Source organism: Shewanella hanedai (assembly GCF_007197645.1).
Classification (GTDB): Bacteria; Pseudomonadota; Gammaproteobacteria; order Enterobacterales; family Shewanellaceae; genus Shewanella; species Shewanella hanedai.
The window spans coordinates 50,248-66,160 of sequence record NZ_VKGK01000016.1; the positions used below are offsets into that span (position 1 = coordinate 50,248).

Genomic DNA, 15,913 nt, shown 5'->3' on the forward strand with positions numbered 1-15,913 from the left:
TTATATTCTGATAGTGCACGAGATTACAGCTGCACTAACCTGCCTATTTTCAAATGTAGGGTCATCATTCCCAACATCTTTATGCCGACGACTTTGCTCATCTTTTCTTATGCTATTCGCATTTTATTAATATGAAAGACAGCAATTCACATACCATAGTTATGGTTATTAAACTTCTCTAGAGTGACGTTAAGAAACAGCTTGCTTCGTATCGTCAACAGACTCTGGTTCATTTTGGGACACCTCATTGATATTGGCGTCCAAAATGTCCTCAGTTGTATCAGCGAGTAAATCGGTATCAGTCTGCTCATCTTGAGCCAATTCAACCGTCTCTTCCTCAGCCTCTTTATCCTCATCTTTCGTCACATAACGGAAGACTTTCTTAGCTATTTCAGCTGAATGTTCAGGGGTCAATTTAGGCTGATTGCTATAATCGAGGGCATACTCAAGTAGACCATCGATCTCACTGTATTGCGGTTGCTTCCACAACGCTCTAAGTGCTGCAGATCTGGCACTCGGGTCGACATTGGCACTCATAAAACTGGCAAAGCTACCACCAATCTCAATTTTATCTGGATCCGGTAACTCGTCAGCCGTAAGCAGCTTGCCCTCTTCTACAGGCTCAGCCTGTAATTCAGAAGATGACTCAGTGGTAATTTGCGCTTGATCCTGCTCGGCGAGATCTTGAACTGGCTCAGCTTGATCAGCCACAAGTTCAATCTCGTCAGCCAGTTTCTCATCTTCTACCTTTTGGCGACGAAGATTCCAGCGTGATAAAAATCCACTCATGAGCCGATCTGCCCAAATTGACTATTATTACTCGGGCCTTCGTTCTTACGACGGTTAACATGTTTACGACGATGAGCACATATTTCCACTTCGCCATGGCGAGTAATATACGCTTCAATCCAACAAGCTATCGCTTTGGGCATCAGCAAGTTCAATACAGGGGTATCGCCTTCTAAGCAACCAGCAGCAACATTTTGGTCGGCGGAAATCATGGAAGGGATCCAGGTGCCGTCTTCGAGTTCATCACAGACGATGTACAACATGGCGTTGTCCATATCCAGATTTATACGGTAGCTTCCGCGCTCATCTTTATGCAGCTCAAGCACGATAATTTTAGAACCCTCGGGAGCATCATGGGTTGCAGGTAGGAACTGATCGAGCTCCCAGTTTACAGACGTCCAACGTCCGACTTGTTTCTCGATTCGTTTTAAAGAAACGTGCATAGGCCATAGGCTTTCGGTATGTTGCATTCAATCTCACCTTAACGTGTAGCTAGCGAATCATCACATAAGACCAGCCAGCTAAATAACGAGTATTTACGCGCTTTCACCACACTTCAACCATACCAAGCAATATATGTGCCACCCCGAATGTTACTGTTATTTGAGCTGGATCATTAATTCCACATTATAAATAGGACATTTTGTCCAACTACTCTTTGTGGTTAGGACATAAAAGGGCTATTTTCCCCGTTCCAAAAACAGAAAATGCGAAAGATCACGCATTCAACTAAGGAATCTAAACCTAGGAACAAAAATTGCTATGCTGTTATCGTCCATAGTCTAATCATGAGTCTCTAGCCTTGAGCCAGCATAAACCTAGCTTGATAAAAACCAATGCAGAAGTCCCGTTAACGATCTCTGTGAGTGCCATCGATGAACATGGTGAGCAAGTTGAAAAACACATCGCTTGCGAGCGTCCCCTAACGGTTTATCTAAACTGGCGTCCTATTGTAACGCTGATGACATTAGGTGCTAGAGCTGAGGCACTTGCTTTAGGTTATTTAAAGAATCAGGGATTTATCTCGGATCTTAAGCAGTTGGAATCTGTGATTATCGATTGGGATGTTAGCTCTGCTGCTGTCATTACTACAGAAGTCACCGCTGATATAGAAAAGAAGCTCTCAGAAAAAACCGTCACCACAGGTTGCGGTCAAGGCACTGTATATGGCGGCTTCATGGATGGGCTCGATGAGATAAACCTCCCCCAACCTCACCTAAAACAAAGCATGATTTACAGCTTGCTTAACAACATCAGCGCCTACAATGAAACTTACAAAAATGCAGGTGCAGTACATGGTTGCGGCCTCTGTCAGGACGACAAAATTGTTGGTTTCGTCGAAGATGTTGGCCGCCATAATGCAGTCGATACTCTCGCCGGTGAAATGTGGTTAAAGCAAGATGTTGGCCACAACAAAATGTTTTACACTACGGGGCGTTTGACCTCAGAGATGGTAATAAAAATTGCCAAAATGGGGATACCTGTCGTGCTATCCAGAAGCGGTGCAACCCAGATGGGGCTTGAACTTGCTCAGAAATTGGGCATTACCATGATCGCCCGTGCTAAAGGCAAACATTTCCTGATTTATCACGGCGCCGAGAACATTGAATTCGATGCAATTCCCCCTAAACGTCCTAATAGAAAGGTTGAAAACGTTTAAATGAACCAAACACTAAATCAGCGTGATGTGACTAGGAAACCAAGATGACCGAGCCAAGTGAGCTCATCTATATGAGTGCCAAACAGGTTGCCGAATACCTAGATCTTAATGAAAAGAAAGTCTACTCAATGGCCAATGACCGAGTATTGCCAGCGACAAAAATCACTGGCAAATGGTTGTTTCCTAAGATTCTCATCGACCGTTGGATCATGGATTCATGTCACAGTGGCATGCTATCCGATCGCATGCACATTACTGGCAGCGACGACCCTTTACTCTCCATGTTAGTGTCACGCTTGATGACCCAGATAGGCAAAAGCGATCTGGTCAGCTACAGCTCAACAGGTTCACGCATGGGGTTGGACTTATTGTCCCGCGGTTATGCCGATGTCTGCACCCTGCACTGGGGCAGCGTCGACGAACGTAATGTGCGCCACCCCGCGCTGCTTAAAAGCTACCCCAACCATCAACAGTGGGTCATGGTACACGGCTATACCCGCAAACAAGGGTTAATGATGCGCAGTGACATGCTGCACCAATGTCAGGAGGAAGATAAAATCGTCTCCCTCCCTTGGCGCTGGGTTGCTAGACAAGCTGGAGCGGGTAGTCAGCAACACCTGGAGCATTGGTTAATGAAGCAAGGCGCGGCTCTCACCCACCTTAATGCCAATGTCACCGCTTACAGCGAACGCGAACTCGCCGCCTTTGTGGCTCGAGGTGATGCAGACATTGGTTTTGGTTGCCAATCCGTTGCCATGGAAAGCGGCCTCAGCTTTATTCCCTTGGTCACCGAATCCTTTGATTTCGTGATGCCACAGGGGATCTACTTCCGTCGTCAGTTACAGCACCTTTTTGATATGCTCGGCAGTACGCAGACTCGCCAATTAGCCGCCACTTTGGGCGGTTATGACCTGACGGATTGCGGTCAGTTGCTTTGGAATCCAAATTAGGGGGATTGTCGGTTAACAATCTGCTTAAGTAACGTTTATTGTTGAGTCTGGGGTTATTGGTACTTAGCAAGTTTGATTGATAACCATGGTCTTATGGTTATCAATTGCTTGAAGCAATCTTATGCACAGATACTTTTACGAGATTTATGAGCTGATAAGATCAAGCTTTTATCTTTGTTGATACTTGTTAGATGCTCGGTACTCAGACCTTCATTTATACCTATAGCCTACGGCTCGCTGAATGTGCAGCTACTTCAGCGAGATGCCGCAAACACCTCGACTGCCATGAATGGTGGAAATACAGAAAAATGTTATAGGGACAATCCACAAGCTTGAAACTTCTAAACCAAACAATTAAAAACTTATAGCCAGAGTTCATCTACCAGAGAGAACATCAAAAATATCGCTATTGTCAGCTCCAGAAACCGCCAGCGATCTCCTCCAATTGATCCGATGACATAGCTAAAATTCATAATAAACATCATGCTAAAAAGAGCTATTAGGCCACAAAGAAACCAAATTATACTTACCATAGCAAAATAAGGCATGGCACTCGCCCACATCTCTAATGCACTACTTTCATTAAAAATTCTAATCAAATATTTAGCTATTACTGCAGCCGAACTTGGCACTAATGCTATAGGAATGCACTCTAGAAAACGGGGGGATCTTGTGTGGAGGTTCTGGAAAGGACTTAACAACCATGGATGAAGGTACAATGTTTCTTCTGGAAGTTGCTTTCCTGTTGCCTTCAGCTTATCAAAGGCTTGATCTATTTTTAAAGATAGTCTCGCTAAATTCCAATAACCTAAAAAAACAGCAATAAATGCCACATAGAATATAAGGTCACTTGGTATTTTAACGCTAGCGATAACCAAAGGAACTTTGGTTATCGCAGTCGCTACCATTAGCAATAATATTGAGATTATATATAGGGTATTTCTTTGAATTGCATCTAGAAGCCCATGAATATATTGATCAACATGTATTCCACGAGAAGAATCATCCATAAAGATTCTCAAAATATCTAAGCCTTTGTACAAGGTTAATTATCACCTATAGTTAATCATTAACTCCTTATATTCAAGATCTGTTATCTATCTTCGCCACTTCATCGGCATTATCTGTACCTTGGCTAAAGTAGATAATACAACTAGCTATCTAACAGACTTATCACTATCACCTGTGATGCCTCAATAGCTGTCAACTTAGCATCAAGCTGAGCTACTGAACTTCGCACTAGCGTCCCCGCTGAGACAGTCTCATTCGCCAGCGTGACGCTGCCGTCACTGACATAGATAAGGGCTGAGCTTGGCAAAGTGATCTCATTTCCTGCGTTGAGATTGGCAACGCTTATCTGAGTTCGACTATCGAAGCTTTGCTCTGCACCGCCATAAACAGGGGTGAGTTCACCATGATTAGGGGAATACAGTTGATAACCTGCAGGTTCACCTAAACGCTCGGGCATGACCCACAATTGAATCATCTGATTCTCGATACTGTCAGGGTTAATCTCATTATGAGAGAAACCTTCACCGCCAGCGCGTTGCACTTGTACCTGTTTGGCCTGTATAGACTGACCATGCTCTAGGGAGCCTTTGTGATCTATCCGCCCCTTGACCATGACAGAAATCACATCGACCTCTCTGTGACCATGCATCATGGTCTGCCCTTTCGGCATAAATCTCGCATCAGCTAGGTAGACAAAATGACCCATACCATCCCACGTTTGTGGCTCCTTACCCGAACCAAACACACGACTGTCCATCACAAAACGATGCTCTTTTAAGCCTGCAAAACCGCCTTCTCTAAGATCAATTTTTGATAATTTTTCCATGACTTGAGCCTCTTCGTTCAATACAAAAGCTATCCAATGAAGCTTTGCTGATAAACTAGATTAACTTGTCGTAAAAAGGAGATAAACAGGATAAATCGAAAGTTATTGTTCCGAAAGTGAGAACAATAATAATGGTCCATACATATAGGATGGCAGCTTAATTCAAGTCTTGTTCTGGAGCTGATAGCAATGTAATAAGAGCGAGTAAACTATAGGCTAAAGCTTAGGAATTATGGGCTCAGGATGTGAAGCTCTTCAGGCGAGAAGATTAGGGGGACTCAATGGCATCCTGCCACTACAACCTTAAATATCCCTATACGCTAGACCCTATAAATAAGGGAACAGATACACACTAAGCCTACAATGAATAAGATTCAATATGTAAAAGTCAGAATAGTTTTCGAACTTAGCTCAATAACAATCTCTGATGTTTATACGGTCAATGATGTCGACGATCTGTCCAAGATTATATGAGAATGCGCCGTCATCCATATTGATATAAGCATTTTCTAAGCCTCTTGCAGCTCTTCTTAGTGAACGATCACCCTCCATTTCCGAAATCATACCGACGACACTCACGACTTCGCCCAGCATCATATCCTCTGCGCTGCCTTCACGAATTTGCGAGCCAAAATCAAACTCCGCCTGAAGCTCATCTAAGTCGTTAGCAAGCTCTGATAAGTCACGGCAGCTTAACTCAGGAGTCGCTATTGCACATGAACTCATTAAAAATGAAAGAACGATGGTTATCGCTAATGAAAGATTTTTATACATATTACTCTCTATGTTTTAGAACAAAGAATTAACATATCGTCTTTCAGAATTATTATCCAACATTCGGCGCCAATGTCAGGATACATAAGGATACAGAGCCAATTAACAGTTAGATCATCCAAACCAATATCTCTCTAGTGGTTTGCTACACTTTGAAACCTAATGTCGATAAGAGCCTAAAACGCCGATCTCTTCAATCATTCCTGATACACATTTGGCTTCCAAACTTGCATCAACGCCTCGGGATTCGGCACCTGAGTAAAACCAAATTGCTCATACAACCCATGGGCATCACGTGTCGACAACACCATGCGTCTCAAGCCTTGCAGATCCGGATGGGAAACAATGTTGGTCATCAATGCTTTACTTAGGCCTAGACCTCTATATTCATCGACAATAAACACATCCGCAAGATAGGCGTAAGTCGCCCTGTCGGTGATTAAACGGCCAAATCCGACTTGTTGATTGCCACTAGTAAATACACCAAAACAAAGCGAATGAGCTAGCGCTTTTTGCAACACAGGTTTAGGAATATCTTTAGCCCAATAACTTTTCGAGATAAACGCATGAATAACATCGATATCCATCTCACTTAACTCGGTACTAATCCTATACCTTCGCATCAACCTCTCTCCCAAAAGCCACAAGTAATTCTAAAGCACCAGCATAACTTGTTACACGCTCATAACAATAGAAATTTGCAACGATTAATTTAAAGAGTGAAGAACTCACTCTTTATAATTAATGAGATGAAGTGTAACCATGAAAGTTTATATAAGAACCAAATGAACTCAGACGCTTAACCTTTATATTTAGCCCCTGTATTTTGCCCATAATCCTCTTTGTGACGGAGTTAAAAAGCTCCAGGCCAACACACGAGTGAGCTTATTGCCTTGGGCCATATCGATAGTCTTAACCGTAACAGCACCCGCTTTTTCAAGCGCTGCGTAAGAGGGTTGAAGGTTCTCTTTCTTCGACACTAAACTGGTAAACCACAAACATTGAGTCGAAAAATCTTTGCTCTCGCGGATCATATCCGTAAGAAAGCGTTTTTCGCCCCCCTCACACCAGAGTTCAGCTTTCTGGCCACCGAAGTTAAGCTCAGCGCCTTTCTTAACGAGCGGCACCTCTTGTGCTTTATGTCCTTTCGCAACTCTATTCGCAGCTAAGTTTTTCACTTTGCGCTGAGTACCTTCACTCGCCTCAGCCAACGATGAATGGAAAGGCGGATTACACAGAGTAATATCGAATCTGTCGTCGGCTTGGATGATCCCGTGAAAGACTTTTTGATGATCGGTTTGCAATCGAGTTTCTAGCTTCCCCTGCAAACAAGCATTAGCTTCAACAATAGTATTGACGTTAGCTAATGATAAAGGGTCAACATCACTTGCCACAAAACGCCAACCATAGACCTGAATACCTAAGAGCGGATAGATACCATTCGCCCCAGTACCGATATCTAATGCTTTAATTTTCAGCTTGTTAAACTTAGCGTCAAAGGTACCCGTAGATATGGAGTCATCACCTTGATTACTATTATCAGCCGCTTCAATTCCAATCAAGAGGTCGGCAATATAATGAAGATAATCGACTCTGCCGGGAATAGGCGGGCACAGAAAACCTTGAGGAATGTCCCAAGCGTCTATCTGATAATCAAGTTTCAACAACGCTGAGTTAAGGGCTTTTACCGCCAGAGGATCAGCAAAATCGATAGAAAGATTACCGTAAGGATTAGGTCTCACGTAGGGCGTGAGTGCAGGACTTACCTCTACCAGTTTGTCGAAATCATAACCATTGCGGTGCAAGTTGCGTGAATGCAAACCCGGCTTTTGAGTATTAACTGCACGAGTTTCCTGAGCCTTCCCCTTATTAGTACCAGCACTATTTCTGTCTGTTCTCTTCTTAGGGGATCTGTCTTGCTTAGCACGCGGATTTCGACTTGGTTTAGAGCTTGACTTTATCATGATATTTAATATAACTGACATTATGCCGTTAACCTAAGGGCTAACGGCAATAGATAGGAAGGGAATTAACAGTACTTGTACATTAACCCGTGGCTAATCATAAAGGTACTTAGTAAAGAGCATGTTAACAATCAATGGCTTGCCTGTTTCCCGCTCAATAAGTCGGTTAAGCGCCTCATAGCACTCTCGGCGGATCTCTTCACGCCCAGTGAGTGATTTAACTTTATCGGAAGTTTGACTACCTAGTATCTCGATAATCGCGGCACGTAACAGGGGATCATGATGCTCAATAGCCACAAGATCTGCTGGGTCTTTTACCATCAATTCAACACTAATCCTAACAAAGCCTAACTTTCTTCCACTGGCAAGATAGTTAGTCACAATTTCAGGCTCGAAACCATAATAAGCATACTCAGCCAACGTCTGATCTTCTTGCTCCTCAGGCGCCTCGTCTTCAGCATTAGCACCTAGGCTAAAAATACTGATCGAAACAATGAACATTAAAGAAGCGAGTCTTTTTATGAATAGAGTGTAATTGTCACATTTTGTCATATCGAAATTTTCCATTTCAAGCGTATTTATACAGAGCATTGTATGCAATTCATCAAATACCTGTGCTCGCGGGTCTTTCAGACTTATACTAATTACATGCTAGACTGCACCAGTTTGCAAGTCAGGATTGTACCGAGAATTAAATGAGTGTAACTAAGTTAAGCTTCCCGTATGGTGAATCAATTCAGTGGCTTTCGCCAGATAAAATTGACCAACTTCCCAAGTCACCCTTAACAAACTGGTTAATGTCTAATGAAAGTTTAACTCAAAAGTTGCGTTCACACTGCGTTGAATTTGAAGTTGTTGTACTTGGTGAAGGCAACTTAGCCCCTTTTAACGGTGAGTTCCCCTCTCAAAGCCAGGCCTGGGCACGCGAAGTATTGCTTTGCCTCGATGGGATCCCTTGGGTTTTTGCCCGAACGTTAATCCCTGGCAGCCTACTACAGCAAAAAGAATCTGATTTTCTAACCTTAGGAACCAGACCTTTAGGTGAGCTATTGTTTTCCAGTGATGAATTCTCGCCGGGAAAAATAGAAATCGCTCACTTTACGCCTTGCCATAAGCTGGCTAACTTAATGACATCGCTTAAACAGAACGTCGAACAAGAGTTATGGGGACGACGTCGTTACTTCTCCTATAACGGCGAGGAGCTTATCGTCAGCGAAACTTTCTTGCCCGCTGCACGTAGATTAATAGAAGAGATGTAATACCAATTACATTAAATATGTTATCAATTCAGAGGCGCTCAAACTTTTCAATTCAAGGCGCATTGACGAAAGAATGGCTATTCCCTTGTAAGTCAATGCAAAGCAGAAGTGGAATGTTTGAGAGCCTCCCGTAGGGCGGGTTTCAAAGCCCTGGATGCTGTGTTGAATGATTTAGATATAGAATAACTATTAGCTTCAATCATCCGCCTTGCCTTCAGCGCTTTGAATTCTCGCTGAATGAACAGATACTTAATGTAATTGGTATAATACCCGCTAATCAAAAAACGCCCATTTAGGGCGTTTTTAGTATTCAAGTCCAATAAAATTTACGTTAATTCCCCCTTCTAAATCCTAGTAATCCCAGCAGGCATAGCGTCAACCAACCAAGGCTACCACCACCAATACCATTTGATGCCACAAGAGGCACAGTATCAGCCACACTAAGGGAACTACTCTTGCTACTGACCACGTTTAAACTATCAGTGACCGTCAACTTCACCGTATAAGTACCTGCCGCAGCATAAGTATGGCTTGGAGACAGCGCAGTGCTTGTCTGCCCGTCACCAAAGTTCCATAAGTAAGTCATAGCGCCTTCACCACCTGTAGTGGTATTTGTAAACGTCACCTTAAGGTCATCAGCGGTCGACGTAAAGCCAGCAACTGGAGGGATAGGTAGAGAAACCGTCACAGTACCCGCCTTCTCAACACTCGCTCCTGAACCATCGGTCACCGTGAGTTTTACTTGATAGGTTCCTGATGCTTTATACACATAAGTCGGCGTTGTCTCTGCACTGGTGGCACCATTATCACCAAAGTTCCACAGGTATGAATAGTTACCATCACCACCTGTTACTGTCGCAGTAAAGGTGACGGTTCCAGCCACTTGCTGACTGATACTAATACTGGATGTGAGATCTGATGTTGGAGGCCCTGTTGTCGAGCCACCATAGTTAAACCTCACTGTTGCATTAGATGAGTCACTACTCTGAGCCACGACTTCCATGGTCAAACCGAGTTCAGGCAAGATAATGCCCGATTGAGGCTGAGTTGGTGCACTGTAATCTTGGCTGTCATCAAACATTGAAATAGATGACAGGTGACTGTCTCCGTTATAGCTGGATTGATTAAACATACTAAAAGTGGCGTCACGCACTTGGCTGCTCGTTGCAGAGTCACGATTACCCTTCTCACCGATAAAGTTCTGATCGGCATCAATGACACCAATCAAACCTGCACCAGCATGAGTACTAGAATTATTATCAGAATAGCCAAGGTTTTCGAGCCACATCAGCACACCAGGCTCATAAGTATGACTATCAAGACCCGCATCTACGCCATTGTGGCTTCTCAGTTGAACGACATAACGGCTAGCAGCCCCTGGGCGTTCATCATTAATACGTGAAAAACCGTTAAGCACCATGGTGTTTGCCGTTTCAGCATTGTCGCTATGAACCACCGTAGCACCATTGGTTATTTGCAGGTCATCAAACACGAAACCATAATTGCCCTCAGCCTGATCCGTTTTATAAATAATACTGATTTGAGCATTATCTCTCCCCGCATAAGCACTCAAGTTATATTCAAGATCAACCCAATTATTTGTCCCCTCGGAGCCCGAAATGCTGCCCGAATTTCCAGTGATAATCTCTCGAGCAGAGTTAACGGTATTGCTCGCTTTGGTGTAATCCCCTGAGATCACCACACCATCAACCATAACTTGGGCATAGTCATAATCAATTTCGATATTCCAATGAGCCTTCATTGTTAACGTTAACGGTGTCGAACTTGGAAGATCCACTTCAAATGACAGAGCATTATTGAGCAAATGCCCTTGACCAGAATAGTACTGATACTCTCCGGCATAGGGCTGCTTAAAAGGAATCGTTGCCGAAGGCAATGGAATAGATATCTGATTAACCAGAGAATGATTAACCGCCTCATTAATAATCACGTCCAAACCAGATTTGCCAATGCTTGTCAGTAACACCTCTTGTTCATTAATCCAACGTCCTTTGAATTTATCCTGCAAATAAGAGCGGGCATAGGGACTAAAGCCTGATGGCACTGTGCCAGGTATCGCGCCTGTCCAGCTACCTCCGGCCATGACAGACCAAGACGCTACAGGGGAACCATCACCTTCATTTGTCGTATCATATTCATCAGGCAAGCCAAGATCATGGCCAAACTCATGCACCACTACGCCTGCAGCAGCATCAATAGGTTGAACGGTATAACCAAAGACTTTTTTGCCTGTACCTGGAATGGTATACCCAGGTTCGTTACCTGTGTAGACAAAGAATCTATGTGACCAAATCGCATCTTTACCTTCGTTACCGAGTACGCCACCGCCAGCTTCTTCGCCGATGCTGGAATGAAACAGCATCACATGATCGATGTCACCATCGGGCTCATCAAGATTACCATCACCATCGGCATCAAAAGGATCTTCCACATCATAACTCGCCAGCTCAGACGCAGACATACCAGCGACGGCTTGAGTCACAGCCTCTTTAACGAGCTCAGGCACCGCTTTGTCATTGTCGTTATCTGTACTGTCATTCCCACCATAGAAAGCAGCATTATTGGCAGCAGTAAACCAACCTTTTACATTACCGGTAAAGAAAAAGCTTTCACCTGATACCGCTTGATAATATTGATACCCGGTTAACAGGTTTTGCTGCTGTGGCCCAGTAAATCCAGTGGTTGAGAACATCATGTTCTGATAATGAGCAGTGGGGTAATTTGGGTAATACATGGGGGTATCACTGGCTGAAAGGCGATTGTTATCGTGGGGGAGATCCGGAAAGTCGATCAACACGCCTAACACTTTGACTGTTTTAGTCACTTCGCTATTGGCCTGAGCTTCTGATTTACGCGCTGAAGCGCTCAAACCCGATTTGTTTCTCTTACTCTGACGCAGACTGGCTTCTTTTAATCTTTTCTGCTCAAACTTAGCACTGAGTAGATCCCCTTTGTTCTGGACCCCATTAACCCGATGCGAGTAGGCATTAACCGCCGCTAGCTTCTCTTCGTCTGTGGCATCAGACGAAACCTCACCGCGTTTAATCAACCAATATAAAATCTGATCTTTGTTGATGACTCCGGCATCTGCCAACGTCGCTTTTGATGTCTCAATCGGTTTAGCCACTAATCCTGGGCTCATAAAAGAGAGGATGACTGAGAGGCAAATACTTGAAAGCGCCCCGCTATTTTTATTTCGTTCCATAGCCACTATTTCCTTCCGATTTATCAGGCTAAACGTCATTTAAGTGAGAGATGTAAATCCAACTCTCTGCCTATTGAAGTAGCCCATATTGTTAAGCTTAGACCTAATTCACTTATCGACAGGTTACGGAAGTCGATACCAAGCAAATTCAGCTAAAAATGTAAGCCGCAATGTTAAAACTGATTTGACTAAAATCGTTTTCAACATCAAAAAAACAGCCTTTCAATAACAATTCGATATCAAAACAATATCAGCATTTAAACCTAAACAACAGAAGAAAGAGCTAACAAATAACCATTAGAGATCATTAGTGCAACCTAAGCTACTAAGAGGTGAAGAATTAGCCACACATACCGTATGCACGGCTAATTGGAGAAAGGGATATCACAAATATCTTGGTCGAAAAGTGCTATTTATCTAACCAAGTCTTATAAATTATCAGTAAAACAGAGGCTGACCAGCTGAAGTTGTTACAATGTAAACCTTGGCCTGTAATGGGATCATAGTTTTCCCGAATAGGCTCCATTCCTAAAATACCTTCACCATTATTAACAAGTTTACTGGCAAGCAGCTCGGCCTCAGTATTAAAGCCATAACGTTGCAGACCTTGCAGTCCAAATAGTGCTTGATCTAACCATACTGGACCGCGCCAATAGCGCTGAGCCTGAAAGTGCGGGCTATCGGCACTCACTGTCGGAAAGGGGATTTTAGTGGCAAATGCCTTGGGGGTAAGATGCTGTTCGACCAATGTATTGGCTTGGGCTTGTGAGGCGACACCCGCCCATAATGGGATCCAACCTTCAACCCCTTTACCCGCTTCAGTCATCATCTCTCGGCCAGTGTCATCAAACCTAACATCATAAAAGAAGCCACTTTGAGCATCGAACATCTCTGTCTGGATCTTAAGCTTGAGCTGTTCGGCCTGAGTAGACCAAACGATACTGTCTTCACTGCGGCCGAGAACGGCTGACATTTTAGCCAGCAACACTTTCTCTGCAAACAAGTAAGCATTCAGATCAACGGACTCCTGAGAGAGGGAATAGCCTAATAGCAACCCTTCACTATTGCGGTTTTCAAGCACTAAAACGGAACCGTCATCATCGAATCTGGGAGCATTATCCATACCAGACTCCCAAGCCGCCGCTTCGATAATAGCGGCGCGATCAGGTTTGCCTTCTTTAATATGTGCCGGATGCACGTTCGCGCCATACTCCGCTAAACCATTGCCATTATGATCTCGGTTGCGGTACCACCAGTTATGGTAGGCAACTAACTTAGGGTAGAGCAGCTCAACAAAAGCGGTATCCTGACTTTGCTGATAAATCGCCCATACAGCCCATGTCGCTAGAGGAGGCTTACCATTACGTTCATTCCAATTGCCTCCCTCTCCGCCTCGCGCGTTGTCTTTATTATAAAAAATAGCGTCGGGCAAGTTGCCCTCATCCTGAGGTCGGACACTGTCTTTAGCGGTAAACTGATAATCAAACATCGCCAACACATTAGATTTAGCCAATTCAGCATCAAAATAGGCAAGGGCTACCGCTTGCTTCCAACTATCCCATGCCCACACACCGTTGAACCATTTATAGGTTACTGAGGGCGTCACCACATCTCGCAGTAACGCACCGGCGGGACTGCGCCAGTTGTGTATCAAGGTCAGCATGCTTTTAACGGCCATACGTTGATATGCCAGATCACCTGACGAGATAAGCCTATCCAGCCGCTGCTGCCATATCTGTTGATTACTGGCTAAAGCAGTGTCAACTTGAGTCCAATTTACTGCTTTATGTTGAATGCCCTCTTTATGAGTATGAAAATATCGCTGGGCACTCAACACGGAAAGCTGGCTCTTCGCCGCCACGCTAAGTGTGGAAGTCGTCGCTCGGTAGCCATTACCCTCAAGCGCTTCTATCTTCATATCTCGGTCAAACCACAGCTCAAACTCGGCATCGGCTAACTGCATCTGCCACGTATTCATAATGGGGTTGAGTTTCCATCTCACTCCCTGCTTCCATGTTTCCAACTCACGAATTAATGCATGCTGAGGAAGTTTAAGATGGTGAGTAAATGGCTTTCCCGACCAAGTTAAACGCCAATGCTGAGGCGTTTGCGTGTGATTGACGAGTCGAGTGGTGAATACTGAGGTGCGATCATCACTGTAACTAAGCTTAAGTTCGAGGGAATACTCAGGCCAATGAAACTGCTGCACCAACCCATCGGGACGACTGTATCGCTCAATGCGCTCAGCTGTCGTTAGCGACAGCATCTCGCCACTGTCCACGTTCTCGATAATCAGTTTTTGCAGGTTGTCGCTAAAATCTAATGTGTACTCTTGGGCAATAATCATAGGGCCTGTAAACCCCGCATATTGCTCGACACTGTCTGGTAGGTAGAAACCGTGCCAAGCCCCTTTATCGACATAGGTTGAAGGGATTTTTAAATTGCCCCGCTTATCTCTCTCCTCCATCGAAGTCGGCGTACCTTGATAGGAAAGCAGATCACGGTAGTCGACGGAATCAAGCGACGATAGAGATGAAACACACAGGAGCAAGCAAGATAGCATCGAAACCACACACAATTGAATACAATATCCAGATTATGTCGATAAGTCAGTTTTGATGCAAGTACAGCAACGAAAGGTAATTGATTTTGAAGAGGTTCCTAAGACTAGGACTTAGGAACTCGAATCTCTACGGAGTAGACTGGCTCATGTGCGCCATGTAATTTGCGATGCCATCGAGGAACATCTGCACAGAGATCATAACCAGCACCATCCCCATCAATCGTTCTACCGCTGTTAGGCCTTTTTCTCCCAACACCTTAGTGAAGACTTTATAGAACAACAAAATAACGGCGCTCACACCCCATGCAGCCAATAAAGCGATGGTCCAATCTAGCATACGATCGCTGTCTGTATGGGCTAGTAAAATAAGAGCCGCTAATACCGAAGGACCCGCCATTAATGGAATCGCCATAGGAACAATAAATGGTTCTTCACCCGCCGCAAGCCCAACAACCCCGCCAGGTTGAGGGAAGATCATTCTGATCGCGATTAAAAACAGAATAATGCCACCAGCAATGCTGACAGATTCCGTTCTCAGATTGAGAAAATTAAGAATAGCCTCACCAGCAAACAGAAACGACATCATAATGATCAGCGCAAACACCAACTCTCTGATCAACACTCTGCGTCTTTTCTTAGGTTCAATATGACACAGAATGGATGAGAAAATAGGCAGGTTTCCCAATGGATCCATAATAAGAAACAACATTACTGCGGCAGAAAAGGTATCCATAAAAAATTAACGCCTGTCTTTTGAGTGCAAGAGATATCACTCATTCTATAACCATTTGGAAACAATCAGATAGGCAAATCACACAAAAAACCAACAAAACAGACAAAGGATGGCCGATAGTGATCGATATATTGCGTTTTAAATGACATACAGAGGCT

Annotated in this window: 14 protein-coding genes; 3 read left to right on the forward strand and 11 right to left on the reverse strand. The window is 44.0% G+C overall.

Going from position 1 to position 15,913, the window contains the following annotated elements:
- Positions 1-189: 189 nt before the first annotated feature.
- Both FN961_RS13800 and FN961_RS13805 read right to left on the reverse strand, forming a co-directional pair.
- Positions 190-789 carry a DUF3306 domain-containing protein gene (locus FN961_RS13800; protein WP_144040760.1) on the reverse strand — a complete coding sequence of 200 codons (600 nt, stop codon included), beginning with the start codon at positions 787-789 and terminating at the stop codon, positions 190-192.
- Positions 786-1,259, reverse strand: coding sequence for a DUF3305 domain-containing protein (locus FN961_RS13805; protein ID WP_144040761.1), 474 nt, complete (start codon positions 1,257-1,259; stop codon positions 786-788). The genes FN961_RS13800 and FN961_RS13805 overlap by 4 nt, the downstream gene beginning before the upstream one ends.
- Positions 1,260-1,591: 332 nt before the next feature.
- On the opposite strand from FN961_RS13805, the gene FN961_RS13810 reads away from it, so the two are divergent.
- Both FN961_RS13810 and FN961_RS13815 read left to right on the forward strand, forming a co-directional pair.
- Positions 1,592-2,449, forward strand: coding sequence for a formate dehydrogenase accessory sulfurtransferase FdhD (locus FN961_RS13810; protein WP_144040762.1), 858 nt, complete (start codon positions 1,592-1,594; stop codon positions 2,447-2,449).
- Between the two features lie 44 nt (positions 2,450-2,493).
- Positions 2,494-3,399: a helix-turn-helix transcriptional regulator gene (locus tag FN961_RS13815; protein ID WP_144040763.1), complete on the forward strand. Its 906-nt coding sequence runs from the start codon at positions 2,494-2,496 to the stop codon at positions 3,397-3,399.
- Positions 3,400-3,761: 362 nt separating this feature from the next.
- On the opposite strand, the gene FN961_RS13820 is transcribed toward FN961_RS13815, so the two are convergent.
- The 6 genes from FN961_RS13820 to FN961_RS13845 form a co-directional block, all read right to left on the reverse strand.
- Positions 3,762-4,409, reverse strand: coding sequence for a hypothetical protein (locus tag FN961_RS13820; protein WP_144040764.1), 648 nt, complete (start codon positions 4,407-4,409; stop codon positions 3,762-3,764).
- Positions 4,410-4,552: 143 nt separating this feature from the next.
- Positions 4,553-5,236: a pirin family protein gene (locus FN961_RS13825; protein ID WP_144040765.1), complete on the reverse strand. Its 684-nt coding sequence runs from the start codon at positions 5,234-5,236 to the stop codon at positions 4,553-4,555.
- A 411-nt stretch (positions 5,237-5,647) separates the two neighbouring features.
- Positions 5,648-6,010, reverse strand: coding sequence for a hypothetical protein (locus FN961_RS13830; RefSeq protein ID WP_144040766.1), 363 nt, complete (start codon positions 6,008-6,010; stop codon positions 5,648-5,650).
- Positions 6,011-6,207: 197 nt separating this feature from the next.
- Positions 6,208-6,633: a GNAT family N-acetyltransferase gene (locus tag FN961_RS13835; RefSeq protein ID WP_144040767.1), complete on the reverse strand. Its 426-nt coding sequence runs from the start codon at positions 6,631-6,633 to the stop codon at positions 6,208-6,210.
- Between the two features lie 189 nt (positions 6,634-6,822).
- The gene (gene rlmF / locus FN961_RS13840) at positions 6,823-7,974 is read right to left on the reverse strand and encodes a 23S rRNA (adenine(1618)-N(6))-methyltransferase RlmF (RefSeq protein ID WP_144040830.1); all 1,152 of its coding nucleotides are present in this window, start codon (positions 7,972-7,974) and stop codon (positions 6,823-6,825) included.
- Positions 7,975-8,067: 93 nt separating this feature from the next.
- Positions 8,068-8,475: a flagellar basal body-associated protein FliL gene (locus FN961_RS13845; RefSeq protein WP_229814705.1), complete on the reverse strand. Its 408-nt coding sequence runs from the start codon at positions 8,473-8,475 to the stop codon at positions 8,068-8,070.
- 194 nt (positions 8,476-8,669) lie between these two features.
- On the opposite strand from FN961_RS13845, the gene FN961_RS13850 reads away from it, so the two are divergent.
- Positions 8,670-9,233, forward strand: coding sequence for a chorismate--pyruvate lyase family protein (locus FN961_RS13850; RefSeq protein WP_144040769.1), 564 nt, complete (start codon positions 8,670-8,672; stop codon positions 9,231-9,233).
- A 331-nt stretch (positions 9,234-9,564) separates the two neighbouring features.
- On the opposite strand, the gene FN961_RS13855 is transcribed toward FN961_RS13850, so the two are convergent.
- The 3 genes from FN961_RS13855 to FN961_RS13865 form a co-directional block, all read right to left on the reverse strand.
- Positions 9,565-12,459, reverse strand: coding sequence for an immune inhibitor A domain-containing protein (locus FN961_RS13855; RefSeq protein ID WP_144040770.1), 2,895 nt, complete (start codon positions 12,457-12,459; stop codon positions 9,565-9,567).
- Between the two features lie 409 nt (positions 12,460-12,868).
- On the reverse strand, positions 12,869-15,022 hold the full coding sequence (locus FN961_RS13860) for an MGH1-like glycoside hydrolase domain-containing protein (RefSeq protein ID WP_144040771.1): 2,154 nt from the start codon (positions 15,020-15,022) through the stop codon (positions 12,869-12,871).
- 127 nt (positions 15,023-15,149) lie between these two features.
- Entirely contained in the window at positions 15,150-15,755 is a 606-nt protein-coding gene (locus FN961_RS13865; RefSeq protein ID WP_144040772.1) for a YhgN family NAAT transporter, read from the reverse strand.
- Positions 15,756-15,913 lie beyond the last annotated feature (158 nt).

Coding starts and splice junctions, on each gene's coding strand:
- FN961_RS13845 (WP_229814705.1), bottom strand. CDS start 8,475: ATGTTCATTGTTTCGATCAGTATTTTTAGCCTAGGTGCTAATGCTGAA.
- FN961_RS13820 (WP_144040764.1), bottom strand. CDS start 4,409: ATGGATGATTCTTCTCGTGGAATACATGTTGATCAATATATTCATGGG.
- rlmF (WP_144040830.1), bottom strand. CDS start 7,974: ATGATAAAGTCAAGCTCTAAACCAAGTCGAAATCCGCGTGCTAAGCAA.
- FN961_RS13850 (WP_144040769.1), top strand. CDS start 8,670: ATGAGTGTAACTAAGTTAAGCTTCCCGTATGGTGAATCAATTCAGTGG.
- FN961_RS13815 (WP_144040763.1), top strand. CDS start 2,494: ATGACCGAGCCAAGTGAGCTCATCTATATGAGTGCCAAACAGGTTGCC.
- FN961_RS13800 (WP_144040760.1), bottom strand. CDS start 789: ATGAGTGGATTTTTATCACGCTGGAATCTTCGTCGCCAAAAGGTAGAA.
- FN961_RS13865 (WP_144040772.1), bottom strand. CDS start 15,755: ATGGATACCTTTTCTGCCGCAGTAATGTTGTTTCTTATTATGGATCCA.
- FN961_RS13835 (WP_144040767.1), bottom strand. CDS start 6,633: ATGCGAAGGTATAGGATTAGTACCGAGTTAAGTGAGATGGATATCGAT.
- FN961_RS13830 (WP_144040766.1), bottom strand. CDS start 6,010: ATGTATAAAAATCTTTCATTAGCGATAACCATCGTTCTTTCATTTTTA.
- FN961_RS13860 (WP_144040771.1), bottom strand. CDS start 15,022: ATGCTATCTTGCTTGCTCCTGTGTGTTTCATCTCTATCGTCGCTTGAT.
- FN961_RS13805 (WP_144040761.1), bottom strand. CDS start 1,259: ATGCAACATACCGAAAGCCTATGGCCTATGCACGTTTCTTTAAAACGA.
- FN961_RS13825 (WP_144040765.1), bottom strand. CDS start 5,236: ATGGAAAAATTATCAAAAATTGATCTTAGAGAAGGCGGTTTTGCAGGC.
- FN961_RS13855 (WP_144040770.1), bottom strand. CDS start 12,459: ATGGAACGAAATAAAAATAGCGGGGCGCTTTCAAGTATTTGCCTCTCA.